This window comes from Sphingomonas sp. (assembly GCF_019635515.1).
Classification (GTDB): domain Bacteria; phylum Pseudomonadota; class Alphaproteobacteria; order Sphingomonadales; family Sphingomonadaceae; genus Sphingomonas.
On the sequence record NZ_JAHBZI010000001.1, the window covers coordinates 1632967 to 1645789 of the forward strand.

Here is a 12823-nt window from a genome sequence, read left to right on the forward strand (position 1 = left end):
GGCGGGCGTCAGCCGCTGGTGAGGAATGCGTTCGCCGCGGCGATCGGTGCCTTGCCGGTCGTAACCTTGCCGGGGAACTTCACCTGACCACGGCAGACATAGTCCTCGACCGCCTCGAAGAGCGTTCCCGCGGTCGTCGCTTCCCACGCCAGCGGATCGGGATCGGGTTCACTCGCCACGCCGTTCCGGTCAAAGGTCACGGTATTGCTCACCTGATGCGTCTTGTTGCCGCAATTGATTGACCAATAGCCGGTCAGCGCGGTGATTTCGGGCATGTCGACGGTCACGAAGACCCGCGCCTTGATGATCGCGTCGGCGCGCGGATTAGCGGGCTTCGACGCGATGTCGACGGTCAGCACGCGCTTCTGCTCGACATTGATATCGATCACTTGCCAGCTGGTCGAAGCCTGCGGACCGAGTGCCAGGATGGCGGCAAGCATAATATCGAGCATCAATTTCCCCTTTTCGACGACGCCGCCAATGGCAAAGCGCCTCCTTGCTCCCTAGAGTAACGAAATGCCCGTGCTTGCCAAGATATGCGGTATTTCCAGCCCCAAAGCGCTCGATGCTGCCATTTCCGGGGGGGCGAGCCATGTCGGTTTTGTATTCTTTCCGCCCTCGCCCCGCGCGGTTCCGTTCGATGCGGCGCGGGGGCTGGCGGCGCGGGTGCCGGGACAGGTCGGCAAAGTCGGGGTGTTCGTCGATCCCTGCGACGCGCTGCTCGAGCAGGCGGTGGAGAGTGGCGCGCTCGATGCGATCCAGCTCCATTCGGTGCCGCCGGGCCGCGCCGCCGCGATCCGCCAGCATGTCGGCCGCGAGGTCTGGGTGGCGGTGGCGGTGAAGACCCGCGCCGATCTCGACGCGGCCGCCACGTACCGCGACGCCGCCGATCGCATCCTCTACGACGCCAAGACGCCCGCGGGCGCGGCGCTGCCCGGCGGCATGGGCCTCCGCTTCGACTGGAAACTGCTCGAAGGCTTTGCGCACCCGCTTCCCTGGGCGCTTTCGGGCGGGCTCGACGCGGCCAATGTCGCCGAAGCGGCGGGGATCACCGGCGCGCGGATGGTCGATGTCTCCTCCGGCGTCGAGTCCGCGCCCGGCATCAAGGATGTGGACAAGATCGCCGCGTTCCTTCAGGCGGTCCGCCAGCTATGAACGCACCCAATTCCTTTCGCGCCCAGCCAGACGAGCGCGGGCATTTCGGCCAGTTCGGCGGACGGTTCGTCGCCGAGACGCTGATGCCGCTGATCCTCGATCTGGAGCGCGAATATCGCGCGGCGAAGGCGGATCCCGCTTTCCAGGCCGAGTTCGACGATCTGCTGGAGCATTTCGTCGGCCGGCCCAGCCCGCTTTACTACGCCGAGCGCCTGACCGCGCATTACCGCGCCGGCGCTGCCCCGGGCAAAGGCGCGAAGATCTATTTCAAGCGCGAGGAACTCAATCACACCGGCGCGCACAAGATCAACAATTGCATCGGCCAGATCCTGCTCGCCAGGCGGATGAGCAAGACCCGGATCATCGCCGAGACCGGCGCCGGCCAGCACGGCGTCGCCACCGCGACGGTCGCTGCAAGGTTCGGTCTTCCGTGCACGATCTTCATGGGCGCCAAGGATGTCGAGCGGCAAAAGCCCAACGTCTTCCGCATGAAGCTGCTCGGCGCCGAGGTTCAGCCGGTCACCAGCGGCGCGGAGACGCTCAAGGACGCGATGAACGAGGCGATGCGCGATTGGGTCGCCAACGTCCACGACACCTTCTACATCATCGGCACCGCCGCCGGCCCGCACCCCTATCCCGAGCTGGTCCGCGATTTCCAGAGCGTGATCGGCACCGAGGCCCGCGCCCAGATCCTCGACCGCGAAGGCCGCCTGCCCGATCTGCTGATCGCCGCGGTAGGCGGCGGATCGAACGCGATCGGGCTGTTCCACCCCTTTCTCGACGATGCGGATGTGGCGATGCTCGGCATCGAGGCGGCGGGCCATGGCGTCGATACCGACAAGCATGCCGCGAGCCTCAACGGCGGCAAGCCCGGCATCCTCCACGGCAACCGCACCTATCTGCTCCAGGACGAGGACGGCCAGATCACCGAGGCGCATTCGATCTCGGCCGGGCTCGACTATCCCGGCATCGGCCCCGAACATAGCTGGCTGCACGAGAGCGGCCGGGTGGATTACGAGCCGATCACCGATGCCCAGGCGCTGGAGGCGTTCCAGCTCTGCTGCGCGCTGGAGGGGATCATCCCGGCGCTGGAGAGTTCGCACGCGCTGGCAGCTTTGGAGACCAAGGCACGGGAAATGGGCGAGGACCAGATCATCGTCGTCAATGTCTCGGGGCGTGGCGACAAGGACATCTTCACCGTGGCGGATGCTTTGGGATTCGAGTTGTGAACCAATTCCATACCCTGTCACCCCGGACTTGTTCCGGGGTCCAAGGTGCCGCGAGCGAAGCGGCTGGAGCCTCTTGTTTGCCGCCTGCCGCGCGTTGGACCCCGGAACAAGTCCGGGGTGACAAATGAGTAGGTTGAAGTCCGCCTTCCCCGCCGACCTTGCCGCGCTCGTCACCCTCGTCACCCTCGTCACCGCGGGTGGAAAAGCCAAGGGGTTCGAGCTGTGAGCAGTTTTCGCGAACAGATGCTGAAGGCGCTCAGAAGGAACCGGACGCAGCTAATCGTCTTTGGGATAATTTTCGGGCTGGGCCTCCGGCATTTTCTAGGCGCGCTCTGGGAAACCTGGAGCCTGAACTCCGCTTGGGCGACGTGGCTCGAAAAGGGGCTTTCGGATATTCCGGCGACAATGCTGATGTTGATTGTGTGTTTTTCGATTGGAATGGCCTGGGAAGCACGTGACCAACTTGAGAAGGAGGATGTCGAGGCCCGGCGGCCGGACGGGTACCGCCCCGGCAATTGGTCTGAACGCAATGACTAATCGCCTCGCCCCCGCCTTCCCCGCCGATCGCGCCGCGCTCGTCACCTTCGTTACCGCAGGGGACGGTGACACCGCCGCCATCCTCGACGCACTCGTCGCCGGCGGCGCGGATGTGATCGAGCTCGGCATGCCGTTCACCGATCCGATGGCCGATGGCCCGGCGATCCAGGCCGCGAACCTGCGCAGTCTCGCCAAGGGCACGCGTACCGCCGATGTCCTCGCCATCGCCGCCGCCTTCCGCCAGCGCCACCCGGCCACCCCGCTCGTGCTGATGGGCTATGCCAACACCATGACGCCCCCGGGCTTCGCCGCGAAAGCGGCGGCGGCAGGCGTCGATGGGATGATCTGCGTCGATATTCCCGCCGAGGAAGCCGACACACTCGCCGAATTCACCGAGGCCGGCATCGACGTGATCCGCCTCGCCACCCCGACCACCGATGCCGCGCGGCTCCCGGCGGTGCTCGCAGGCGCCAGCGGCTTTCTCTATTATGTCTCGGTCGCCGGTATCACCGGGCTCCAACAGGCCGCGCAATCTTCGATCGCCGACGCGGTACAGCGCCTCAAGGCCGCCACCCCCCTCCCCGTCGCCGTCGGCTTCGGCGTCCGCACCCCCGAGCAAGCCGCGGCCATCGCCCGCGTTGCCGACGGCGTCGTCGTCGGCTCGGCGATCGTCGAGCTGGTCGGCCAGTACGGAAGCGATGCGCCGGAACGGGTCCGCGCCTATATCCATTCACTATCGACGGCGATTCACGCCGCATCCAAGGAAGCAGTCGCATGAGCTGGATCAGCCGCGTCCGTAACGCGCTCTCGTTCACCACCCGGGGCGCGGATTCGTCCGATACGCTCTGGCACAAGTGCAAGGGCTGCGGGACGATGGTGTTCCTGAAGGAGCTTCAGGGCAATCAATATGTCTGCACGCATTGCGATCACCATGATCGCATCGGCCCGGCGCTACGCTTCGAATATCTGTTCGACGCCGGCAGCTATACCGTGCTCCCCAGCCCCAAGGTCGCCGAGGACCCGCTCAAGTTCCGCGACCAGAAGCCCTACCCGGCGCGCCTGAAGGCGGCGCGTGCCGCCACCGGCGAGCCCGACGCTTTCCTGAACGCCAGCGGCACGATACTCGGCCACAAGGCGGTGATCGGTGTGCAGGATTTCGCCTTCATGGGCGGATCGATGGGCCAGGCGGTCGGCGAGGCGTTCATCGCCGGAGTCGAGGCCGCGATCGAGGCGCGGGCGCCATACATCGTCTTCACTGCCTCGGGCGGCGCGCGGATGCAGGAAGGCATCCTCTCGCTGATGCAGATGCCGCGCACCACCGTCGCGATCGAGATGCTTCACGATGCCGGCCTGCCCTATATCGTCGTGCTGACCGATCCCACGTCGGGCGGGGTCATGGCCGCCTATGCTATGCTCGGCGATGTTCATATAGCCGAACCGCGCGCCACCCTCGCCTTCACCGGCCGCCGCGTCATCGAGAATACGATCCGTGAAAAGCTGCCCGACGATTTCCAGACTTCGGAGTATTATCTCGAGCATGGGCTGATCGACATGGTCACGCACCGCAAGGAACTCCGCGAAACGCTGGGGCAGCTGATCGGGCTGCTGTGCGAAAGCAAGCAGGCGGCGTAAGCTAAAAGCCCTCTCCCCCTCGGGGAGAGGGTTGGGAGAGGGGCAGTGCCACGAACCGAGGAGCGGCTGCTGGCGCACGCCAAAGCCATGCGAAGCGAAATGCCGCAGCGGGAGCGCGAGTTGTGGACGGCTTTGCGCGCCAGGCGGCTTGAAGGTGCGAAATTTACCCGGCAGGTCGTGATCGGTCCATTCATCGCCTATTTTGTTTGCCGTTCCCGCAAGCCGGTGATCGAGGTCGATGGCGATACGCATATCGATGCTGGTCGCGATCAGCGGCGAACCGGTTATCTCGAAGGCGAGAGCTATCGCGTCATTCGCTTCGCAAACCACGATGTGATGACCAATATCGAGGGCGTGCTAGCCATTGTGAGCGCATCGCTTGCGGCTTCCCCTCTCCCAACCCTCTCCCCGGAGGGGAGAGGGTTTTCCTAGATGCCAGACCACGCCAGCTCCGCCGATCCCGCCGTCCAGCGCCAGCTCGATCGGCTGACCATGCTCTCGCCCGGCGCCGATATCCTCGGCCTTGGGCGCATCACCGAGTTGCTCGCGCGCGTCGGCGATCCGCATCTGCGCCTGCCGCCGGTGTTCCATGTCGCCGGCACCAACGGCAAGGGCTCGACCTGCGCGTTCCTGCGCGCCGCGATCGAGGCGGCGGGGCTGAAGGCGCATGTCTATTCCAGCCCGCACCTCGTCCGCTTCAACGAGCGCATCCGCATCGCCGGGGCGCTGATCGAAGACGCGGTGCTGGCGCCGCTGCTCGATGAAGTGCTGAGCGCGGGCGGCGATATCGGCGCTAGCTTCTTCGAAGTCACCACCGCCGCCGCCTTCCTCGCCTTCGCCCGTACGCCCGCCGATGCCTGTATCATCGAGGTCGGACTTGGCGGGCGGCTCGATGCCACCAATGTGATCGCGCACCCCGCCATTACCGGCATCGCCCAGCTCGGTATCGATCATCAGGTGTTCCTCGGCGACACTGCGGAGGTCATCGCCGCCGAAAAGGCCGGCATCGCCAAGCCCGACGTGCCGCTGGTGACGATGGCCTATCCCGAGGAGATCGCGCTGACCGTGGCGGCAATCGCCGCGACGCGCGGCGCGCCGGTGCTGGCTGAGGGCGAGGCGTGGCGCTGGCAGGTCCAGGGCGACCGCCTCCACTATAGCGACGCGAACGGCGCGGTGGAGACGCCTCTCCCCGCCCTCGCCGGCCCGCACCAGCCCGCCAATCTCGCGCTGGCGATCGCCATGCTCCGTCACCAGCGGGCGCTGACGGTTCCGGAAGCCGCCCTCGCCCGCGCCGCACGGGCGGCGCGCTGGCCCGCGCGTATGCAGCGCCTGTCGCCGGGGCCGTTGCTCGACATGTTGCCCGCCGGCAGCGAGCTCTGGCTCGACGGCGGCCACAATCCCGCCGCCGCCGCCGCGGTCAGCGCCACGCTCGCCCAGGTCGCGGAGGGCCGCCCCGTCCATCTGATCCTCGGCATGCTCGCCAACAAGGATGCGGCGGGCCTGCTCGCGCCGTTCGCAGGGCTGGCGCGGAGCCTGTATGCCGTGCCCGTGCCGGGGCATGAGCACCATGCGCCCGCCAGACTGGCTGAGGTCGCGCGGGAATGCGGCATCGCGCATGTCGCGCCCGCCGGGGACGTGCCGTCGGCGCTGCGCTCGATTGCCGCCGGGGGCGGTACGCCGGTGGTGCTGATTCTGGGTTCGCTTTACCTTGCGGGCACGATACTCGACGCGAACGGCGAACTGCCCGACTGACGCCGTCTCCGGCCGGGGGAAAGGCCGGTCATTCGCGCTTCGCTTCCGGCGCGAGGATCGCCCGGGCATTGGCGCTGTCGCGGACCAGCCTGCCGAACAGCCGCGCGCTTTCGGTGGAAGCGGTGTCGGCGTCGTGCACCACCGCCGAGAATTGCAGGAAGCTGTGGGTCAGCGAGGCATAGTTGGCGTAGCGGACCGGTACGCCGTCCGTCCGCAGCCGCTCGGCGAACCTGCGGCCGGAATCGCGCAAGATGTCGAAGCCGGCGGTGGCGACGATTGCCGGCGGCAACCCGGCCAGACTTGGGGCATTGGCCGGGTTCATGAACGCATCGGCTTCCCGGATGCGGTCGCGGCCATAGTCCTTGAACACGCGCGGCAGGATGAACTCGATGAACGCGCTGTCCAGCGCATAGCCCTTGCCGAACAAGGTATAAGACGGATCCTCCTGGGGCAGCCCAGCGCCGGGATAGAATAGCAGCATCGCGGCGGGAACGGGCTTGCCGGCCTTGATCTGCCGTTGGGCGATGTTGATGGCGACATGGCCCCCCGCGCTGTCGCCGCCAACCCCGACCCGTGCCGGATCCCCGCCGAACGACGCCGCATTGGCGCGTGCCCACAGATAGGCATCCTCGCCGTCATCGCTGGCGGCGGGATAGGGGTGTTCGGGCGCAAGACGGTAATCGACGGTGACGACGATCGCCCGCGCCTCGTTGGCGAGGAGGCGCGATACCCGGTCATGCGAAGCGATGCTGGCGAAGATCCAGCCGCCGCCATGATGATAGACCAGCACGGGCAATGGCCCCTCGCCCTCGACCTTCGGCCGATAGATGCGGACAGGAATGGGCCCGCCGCGCCCGTTGACGGTCCGGTCCTCGACCTGCGCCATTTCCGGCGTGACCTTCGTGAAGAGCCGCCATTCGCGATCGACACCATGCCGGATGAATGCCCGGCCCCATGGCGTCGCGAAGATCAGCGGCGCCGAGCGCATCACCCACGGCGCGGCCGGGCGGCGTTGCTCCACCATATATTGCAGCTTGGGATCGAGGGTCTGGCCGTCGACGGTTTCCCTGGGACCCTTGAGGTGCGTCGCGAACCAGCTTTCCGGCTGCGAATAAAAGGCGAGTTGCTCGCGCTCCTCCTTGGTCGGTACGAAAGGTTCGACCGGTCGCACGCTCGCCGCGAACCACATTTGCAGCGCGACGAATGCCAACACCAGCAAAACGACGACGCCGCCCAGCGTCCACACCGCAATCTTCATACGCGACCTCCCCTTCTCCGCGCTGATACCCTGCGCGGAGACGAACCCGCGATGCCGCCTTCCGCGAGCCTGTCGATCGCGCCGGAAAGTCTGTTAAGCTTATTGCGATTGACTATCAATAGCGAACTCGCGACACTTTCCTTCTGGATTCGCAGGAGTCGTCATGTCCGTCAGTGCCACGCTTTCCACCGCCCTTCCCGCCCTCCAGCCCGAGGATGCGGGCGCGCGCCTGTTCCTGTTCGGCGTGCGGCAGATGGGGATGCACGGTCTGCACGATGCCTGCGCGGCGCACGCGTTCGTCACCGCCTTCGGCAAGGATTTCCAGCGCCCGCTGATCCTGCTGCGCGCACTGATGCAGGAAATGTCGGCGATCTCGGCGGGACCGATCCAGATCGCGCCATGGTGCTGCCCACGCATGACCGCGGCGGAGGCGGCGTTGCTCGAAGTCATCGGCCGCGTCCGCACCCATCCGCAATCGGCGGCGATGCTGCTCGCCGATATGCTCGGGATCCGCGATGCCACCGGCGTGCTCGTCACCGCCCACGCGCTCGCCAATGCCTTTGCCGATCTGGCGCTGCCGCTCGGCGACTAACCCAGTGTTTCCGGCGGCAGTTCGATATCGCTCAGCATCCAGGTCGCGCCCTTCAGCTTGAAGATCAGCGCGCCGGGTTTGCCGTCGCGGCGCACCAGGCGAAACTGGCCGGGGCCGTCCCGACGCATCATCATGTCGTCGGCCTTGAGCTTGACGGTGCCCGGCCGCGCCTCTCCCGCCAGCGGCGCGGCGGCGAAGATCAGGCGCATCCCTTCGGGCGTCAGGGCGATATCCACCAGCCGGTCGGCCAGCCCGCCCGCCACCAGCGCGCCGAGCACGCCCTCGTCACGCACGCCGCTGTCCATCCGGGCGCGCAGCCGGCGCTTCATGCTGTCGCGAAGCGCGGTGTAATCGACGTGCCGCGACAGCGTATCGATGTCACGCGCCTCGGCGGCCTCCTTCATCGATTGCAGGGTCCACCACGGCGACCCCCAATACCAGCCGCCCGCGAGCAGGGCCGCGATCAGCAGCAGCGCGATCAGGATCCTTTTCATGCTTGCCCCCTCAACCGGGCGAGCGTTTCGCTGGCCCAGCGATACATGTCCGCATCCGCCGCACGCTGCGTCCGGTCGAGGCGCTTCATCCGGCTCTCGACCTCCTCCAGCACCGCCGTCGCCCGCCGGTCCCAGCCTTCGGCGAGCAGCAACGCGGCGTAGCGGCAGCGCGCCTCCTCGCCGGTGATGCGGGTGACGATATCCTCATAGATCGCCAGCGCCTCGGCGTTGCGCCCGAGATGTTCGAGCGCCTTGGCGCGGAGCAGGGCGCGGCTATCCTTCTCGCTCTGCCCCGCCGGTTCCGGAATCGCGTCGAGCAGCGCCAGCGTCTCGGCGCCCTGCCCGGTCTCGTAGAGCGACGCGGCGAGCTTGCCCTGCGTGCGCAGATCGGGTTCGCCCGCGGTCATGCGGATGCTCTCGCGGTAGAGCGGGATCGCTTCGTCGTGCCGCCCGAGCGCCGCCAGCGCCTCGGCGACATGCAGCCGGTTGGCGGCGGTATCGGCCAGATCGAGCGCGTCTCTCGCGGCGCGCAATTCGCGCTCCGGGTCCATCAGCGCGACGACATTGCTCTTCGCCGCGCGGACATGGCGGTTCCCGCCGAGCCCCGGCAATATCTCGACGAAGAAATAGGCCAGCGGTCCGGCCACCGGCAGGAAAATCAGGGCCGACAGCCAGATCGGATTGCGGCCGTTGCGCATCAAATGAACGATGCACAAGACGCTCAGGCCGATGACCGCCAGATACGGCATCAGACCGCGGCTTCCTCCACCGGCAGCGTCGGCTCGGTCGCCTCGCGCGGCCCCCGCGCCCATTCGATCGCGACCAGCACCACCGCGATCATGCCGAGGCCGGCGGTGATCAGGAAGACATTGGCATAGCCATATCGCTCGATCGCCTCGCCGATCGATGCGCGGCCGAGCGCGCCGACCAGGAAGGTCATCGATGACAGCAGCGCATATTGCACCGCGCTATACTCGCGCGAAACGATCGACGAGATATAGGCGATGAACGCCGTGCCGGCGAGACCGCCGGCGATATTCTCACCGGTGATGCCGATCAGCAGCCGCATCATCCGCGGCTCGACGCCGACATGATCGAGCATGAACAGATGCATGAAGCCATCGATGCCCGCGCCGCCCGCCGCGAGATCGGCGAACAGCAGGTTCGATGCCGCGGCGACGATCCCGCCGAGCAGCAAGGTCGGCATCCGCCCGATCGTCGCCAGCAGCACGCCGCCGATCACCACGCCGAGCGTCGTCATCAGCACCCCGACGATCTTCGAGGCGATCGCCACCTCGTCGTTCGTGTAATGAAGGAAATCGAGGTAGAAGGGGAAGGCGAACGGCGCCCAGATCGAGTCCGCGATCCGGTAGAGCAGGATCAGCGCCAGCACCAGGATCGCCCCCCAGCGCAGCCGCGAGACGATCTCGGCCAGCGGCAGGATCAAAGCGCGATAGCTGTGGTTCGCCGCCATCTGCGCGCCCGATACCTTGTGCGCTTCGGACACGTGCTGCGGCAGCCGGTTGGTCCAGGCCGAGACGATGGCGGGGATGATGACCGTCGCGACGATGATCCACGGGCCGATATATTTGGTGAAATCGGTCGCGCTCATCCTGGTGACGCCGGGCACCGCCGGCTGCAATGCCGAGGCCATGAAGTCGCCGAGCATGTAGATCGCCCAGGCCCAGCACACCGCGACGATCGCCAGCGCGATGGTCCGTTCCTTCTGGTTCGGCACGCGATGTCCCGCCAGCGGCGAATCCGCCGCGCTCTCGTCGCGCGCTACCTCCGGCGTGAACAGCGTCATCGCCACTGCACCGAGCATCGCGAAGCCGAAGCCGACATAGACGATCGGCCAGCTCAGCCGCGCCGCCAGCACCAATGCCAGCGCCCCGCCGGTCAGCGCCGCGAAGCGGTTGCCGAGCTGGTAGATCGCCGAAAGCAGATCGACCGTCGCGGTCTCGTCGGCGATCTCGATGCGCCACGCGTCGATCACCACGTCCTGCGTCGCGGAGAGGAAAGCGGCGATCACCGCGAGGATCGCGAACGTGCCGATCGCGGTCAGCGGATCGGTTGCGGCCAGCCCCCAGAGCAGGATCGCCAGCGCGCCCTGACACAATACCAGCCACGAGCGCCGCCGCCCGAGCTTGCCGAGCACCGGCAATCGCGCGCGATCGACGAGCGGCGACCACAGGAATTTGAAGGCATAAGCCAGCCCGACCCAGGACAGCACGCCGATCGTCGCGAGGCTGATCTTGAGCTCGCCCAGCCACGCATTGAGCGTGCCGATCAGCAGCACGAAGGGCAGCCCCGAGGCGAAGCCGAGCACCAGCATCGCGCCGGTCTTGCGGTTGGTCATCGCCGCCTTGAGCAGGCCCCAGCCCTTTGGTTTGTCGGTCAACGCTTGCCCCCTGCGGTTTTCGCGCCGAAACTAGCGCAAAAGCGGGAGAGGACAAGGATGAACGCGCCGACCCAGGGCCAGCTCGCGCTCGCCGCCGCGCTCGCGGCCGGCGGCACCAAAAGCGATGGCGCGATCACCCATGTCGATGCAGCGGCATACACGTGTCCGCAGCGCTTCGAGGCCGAGCGTGACCGCATCTTTCGCCGCGTGCCGCTCGTCATCGCCCCTTCGGCGCTGCTGCCGGAGAATAACATGGCCGTGCCGCATGACGGCTTCGGCAAGCCGCTGCTGATCGCCCGCGACGGGCAAGGCCAGGCGCATGTCTTCCTCAACGTCTGCCGCCACCGCGGCACCCGGCTGGTCGAGGGTTGCGACCTCGTCAAGGCCCCGCGCCTCGTCTGCCCCTATCATGCCTGGACCTATGCGCTCGACGGCCGGCTGACCGGCCTGCCCCGCCCCGACAGCTTTCCCGGTCTCGACAAGGGCGAGCACAACCTCAGGCGCCTGCCGACCCGCGAAGCTGGCGGGCTGATCTGGTTTTCCTTCGATGAGGAGGCCGATTTCAGCGAAGCCGAAACGCTGGCCCGCGATTTCGAGGCCTTTGATCTCGCCGGCCAGTATCATTTCCGCCGCCGCACCCATGCCGTGCGGGCGAACTGGAAGCTGATCATGGATGCCTTTCTGGAAGGCTATCACATCCAGCGCCTCCACGCCGGCACCATCGCCCCCTTCTTTCAGGACGGCGTTTCCACCGCCGACACGATCGGCCCGCACCAGCGCTCGGCAGTCGGTCGCGAGGGCGTGCTGGACTCGAACGACTGGGCGACGCTGCGCGCGGCGATCACCTACACCTATCAGATGTTCCCCGGCGCGGTGCTGATCGTCAGCCCTGATTATATCAACCTGATGGTGCTGATGCCGCAGGCCGAGGATCGTGTGCTGGTCGAGGATTTCATGCTGATCCCCGAAGCCCCCGCCACCGAAAAGGCGTTGGCGCATTGGGAGCGCAGCTGGGATCTGCTCGACAAGGGCGTGTTCGCCGCGGAGGATTTCCGTGCCTGCGAGCTCGGCCAGCAGGGCCTGTCGTCAGGGTCGATCGAGCGCCTGACCCTTGGCACCCTCGAACGCGGTATCCGCCACTTCCACGATGCGGTGGAAAATGCGCTGAAATAATGGTGCTCCCGCGAAAGCGGGAGCCTGGGATTACTCAGCGTTGACCTTTGTTGCCCTGGGCTCCTGCTTTCGCGGGAGCGCTAGGCGACCTTCGCGAACAAGCTGAACCCGCCCGGCAATTTACGCGGTACCTTGCGGCCCTCGATCACCGCCTCGACGGCATTGATCGCCGCGAGCAGATCGCGCTGGGGATAGGGCTTGGACAGGCACCCCGCCGCGAATTCCTTCGCCTCGCCCGGGCAATTGCCGGTGACGAACATCACGGTGATCCCGCGGCCATGCGCCGCCCGCGCCACATCGATGCCGCTGCCGTCGGACAGGCTGACATCGACGAGCAGCAGGTCGAGATCCTCCTCGTTGTCCAGCAGCCGCATCGCGTCGGTCACCGAATCCACGGTGCCGACGATCTCAAAGCCTTCGCCATTGAGGAAATGTTCGTTGTCGAACGCCACCAGCGGCTCGTCCTCGACGATAAGGATTCGCGCGACCCGTCGCGTCTTCTTGCCACCGAACAACATTCGTTACGCTCTCACCCGAACTGTCCGTTCCATAACGCGCAAAACGTTTTCCGGGCGCAATAATTTTTGCGACTGCGGACAC

The 12823-nt window shown here is 66.6% G+C and carries 15 protein-coding genes; 9 read left to right on the top strand and 6 right to left on the bottom strand.

Features of this window, described 5'->3' with window-relative positions; translation table 11 throughout:
- Positions 1-8: 8 nt before the first annotated feature.
- Entirely contained in the window at positions 9-452 is a 444-nt protein-coding gene (locus KF730_RS08195; RefSeq protein WP_294093740.1) for a hypothetical protein, read from the bottom strand.
- A 64-nt stretch (positions 453-516) separates the two neighbouring features.
- On the opposite strand from KF730_RS08195, the gene KF730_RS08200 reads away from it, so the two are divergent.
- The 7 genes from KF730_RS08200 (at position 517) to KF730_RS08230 (ending at position 6305) form a co-directional block, all read left to right on the top strand.
- Positions 517-1155 (top strand): phosphoribosylanthranilate isomerase, encoded by a 639-nt coding sequence (locus KF730_RS08200; RefSeq protein ID WP_294093742.1) that lies wholly within the window; start codon positions 517-519, stop codon positions 1153-1155.
- A complete protein-coding gene (trpB, locus tag KF730_RS08205) occupies positions 1152-2384 on the top strand; it encodes a tryptophan synthase subunit beta (protein ID WP_294093744.1) in 1233 nt (410 codons plus the stop codon). The genes KF730_RS08200 and trpB overlap by 4 nt, the downstream gene beginning before the upstream one ends.
- Before the next feature lie 222 nt (positions 2385-2606).
- Positions 2607-2921 carry a hypothetical protein gene (locus tag KF730_RS08210; RefSeq protein ID WP_294093746.1) on the top strand — a complete coding sequence of 105 codons (315 nt, stop codon included), beginning with the start codon at positions 2607-2609 and terminating at the stop codon, positions 2919-2921.
- Positions 2914-3699: a tryptophan synthase subunit alpha gene (gene trpA / locus KF730_RS08215; RefSeq protein ID WP_294093748.1), complete on the top strand. Its 786-nt coding sequence runs from the start codon at positions 2914-2916 to the stop codon at positions 3697-3699. The genes KF730_RS08210 and trpA overlap by 8 nt, the downstream gene beginning before the upstream one ends.
- On the top strand, positions 3696-4553 hold the full coding sequence (accD, locus tag KF730_RS08220; RefSeq protein WP_294093750.1) for an acetyl-CoA carboxylase, carboxyltransferase subunit beta: 858 nt from the start codon (positions 3696-3698) through the stop codon (positions 4551-4553). Before trpA ends, accD begins: the two co-directional genes overlap by 4 nt.
- 45 nt (positions 4554-4598) lie before the next feature.
- A complete protein-coding gene (locus KF730_RS08225; RefSeq protein WP_294093752.1) occupies positions 4599-4985 on the top strand; it encodes a DUF559 domain-containing protein in 387 nt (128 codons plus the stop codon).
- Positions 4986-6305, top strand: a complete 1320-nt coding sequence (locus KF730_RS08230; protein WP_294093754.1) for a bifunctional folylpolyglutamate synthase/dihydrofolate synthase — start codon at positions 4986-4988, stop codon at positions 6303-6305.
- A 28-nt stretch (positions 6306-6333) separates the two neighbouring features.
- Here KF730_RS08230 and KF730_RS08235 read toward each other — a convergent pair whose 3' ends face one another.
- Positions 6334-7563, bottom strand: a complete 1230-nt coding sequence (locus KF730_RS08235) for an alpha/beta hydrolase (RefSeq protein WP_294093755.1) — start codon at positions 7561-7563, stop codon at positions 6334-6336.
- 163 nt (positions 7564-7726) lie between these two features.
- Between KF730_RS08235 and KF730_RS08240 the strand changes: the two genes are divergently transcribed.
- A complete protein-coding gene (locus KF730_RS08240) occupies positions 7727-8155 on the top strand; it encodes a DUF6628 family protein (RefSeq protein ID WP_294093757.1) in 429 nt (142 codons plus the stop codon).
- On the opposite strand, the gene KF730_RS08245 is transcribed toward KF730_RS08240, so the two are convergent.
- The 3 genes from KF730_RS08245 to KF730_RS08255 are packed head-to-tail and all read right to left on the bottom strand — an operon-like array spanning position 8152 to position 11050.
- Positions 8152-8649: a DUF2939 domain-containing protein gene (locus KF730_RS08245; protein WP_294093759.1), complete on the bottom strand. Its 498-nt coding sequence runs from the start codon at positions 8647-8649 to the stop codon at positions 8152-8154. The two genes, KF730_RS08240 and KF730_RS08245, sit on opposite strands and share 4 nt — an antisense overlap.
- Positions 8646-9398 (bottom strand): tetratricopeptide repeat protein, encoded by a 753-nt coding sequence (locus tag KF730_RS08250; RefSeq protein ID WP_294093761.1) that lies wholly within the window; start codon positions 9396-9398, stop codon positions 8646-8648. Before KF730_RS08250 ends, KF730_RS08245 begins: the two co-directional genes overlap by 4 nt.
- On the bottom strand, positions 9398-11050 hold the full coding sequence (locus tag KF730_RS08255) for an MFS transporter (protein WP_294093763.1): 1653 nt from the start codon (positions 11048-11050) through the stop codon (positions 9398-9400). The genes KF730_RS08250 and KF730_RS08255 overlap by 1 nt, the downstream gene beginning before the upstream one ends.
- Before the next feature lie 57 nt (positions 11051-11107).
- On the opposite strand from KF730_RS08255, the gene KF730_RS08260 reads away from it, so the two are divergent.
- Positions 11108-12223 (top strand): aromatic ring-hydroxylating dioxygenase subunit alpha, encoded by a 1116-nt coding sequence (locus tag KF730_RS08260; protein WP_294093764.1) that lies wholly within the window; start codon positions 11108-11110, stop codon positions 12221-12223.
- An 80-nt stretch (positions 12224-12303) separates the two neighbouring features.
- On the opposite strand, the gene KF730_RS08265 is transcribed toward KF730_RS08260, so the two are convergent.
- Positions 12304-12741, bottom strand: a complete 438-nt coding sequence (locus KF730_RS08265; protein ID WP_294093766.1) for a response regulator — start codon at positions 12739-12741, stop codon at positions 12304-12306.
- Between the last annotated feature and the right edge of the window lie 82 nt (positions 12742-12823).

What these genes read in the sequence shown, in the direction of transcription:
- KF730_RS08195 (WP_294093740.1), bottom strand. Translation starts at nt 452, where the DNA reads ATGCTCGATATTATGCTTGCCGCCATCCTGGCACTCGGTCCGCAGGCT.
- KF730_RS08200 (WP_294093742.1), top strand. Translation starts at nt 517, where the DNA reads ATGCCCGTGCTTGCCAAGATATGCGGTATTTCCAGCCCCAAAGCGCTC.
- trpB (WP_294093744.1), top strand. Translation starts at nt 1,152, where the DNA reads ATGAACGCACCCAATTCCTTTCGCGCCCAGCCAGACGAGCGCGGGCAT.
- trpA (WP_294093748.1), top strand. Translation starts at nt 2,914, where the DNA reads ATGACTAATCGCCTCGCCCCCGCCTTCCCCGCCGATCGCGCCGCGCTC.
- accD (WP_294093750.1), top strand. Translation starts at nt 3,696, where the DNA reads ATGAGCTGGATCAGCCGCGTCCGTAACGCGCTCTCGTTCACCACCCGG.
- KF730_RS08230 (WP_294093754.1), top strand. Translation starts at nt 4,986, where the DNA reads ATGCCAGACCACGCCAGCTCCGCCGATCCCGCCGTCCAGCGCCAGCTC.
- KF730_RS08235 (WP_294093755.1), bottom strand. Translation starts at nt 7,563, where the DNA reads ATGAAGATTGCGGTGTGGACGCTGGGCGGCGTCGTCGTTTTGCTGGTG.
- KF730_RS08240 (WP_294093757.1), top strand. Translation starts at nt 7,727, where the DNA reads ATGTCCGTCAGTGCCACGCTTTCCACCGCCCTTCCCGCCCTCCAGCCC.
- KF730_RS08245 (WP_294093759.1), bottom strand. Translation starts at nt 8,649, where the DNA reads ATGAAAAGGATCCTGATCGCGCTGCTGCTGATCGCGGCCCTGCTCGCG.
- KF730_RS08250 (WP_294093761.1), bottom strand. Translation starts at nt 9,398, where the DNA reads ATGCCGTATCTGGCGGTCATCGGCCTGAGCGTCTTGTGCATCGTTCAT.
- KF730_RS08260 (WP_294093764.1), top strand. Translation starts at nt 11,108, where the DNA reads ATGAACGCGCCGACCCAGGGCCAGCTCGCGCTCGCCGCCGCGCTCGCG.
- KF730_RS08265 (WP_294093766.1), bottom strand. Translation starts at nt 12,741, where the DNA reads ATGTTGTTCGGTGGCAAGAAGACGCGACGGGTCGCGCGAATCCTTATC.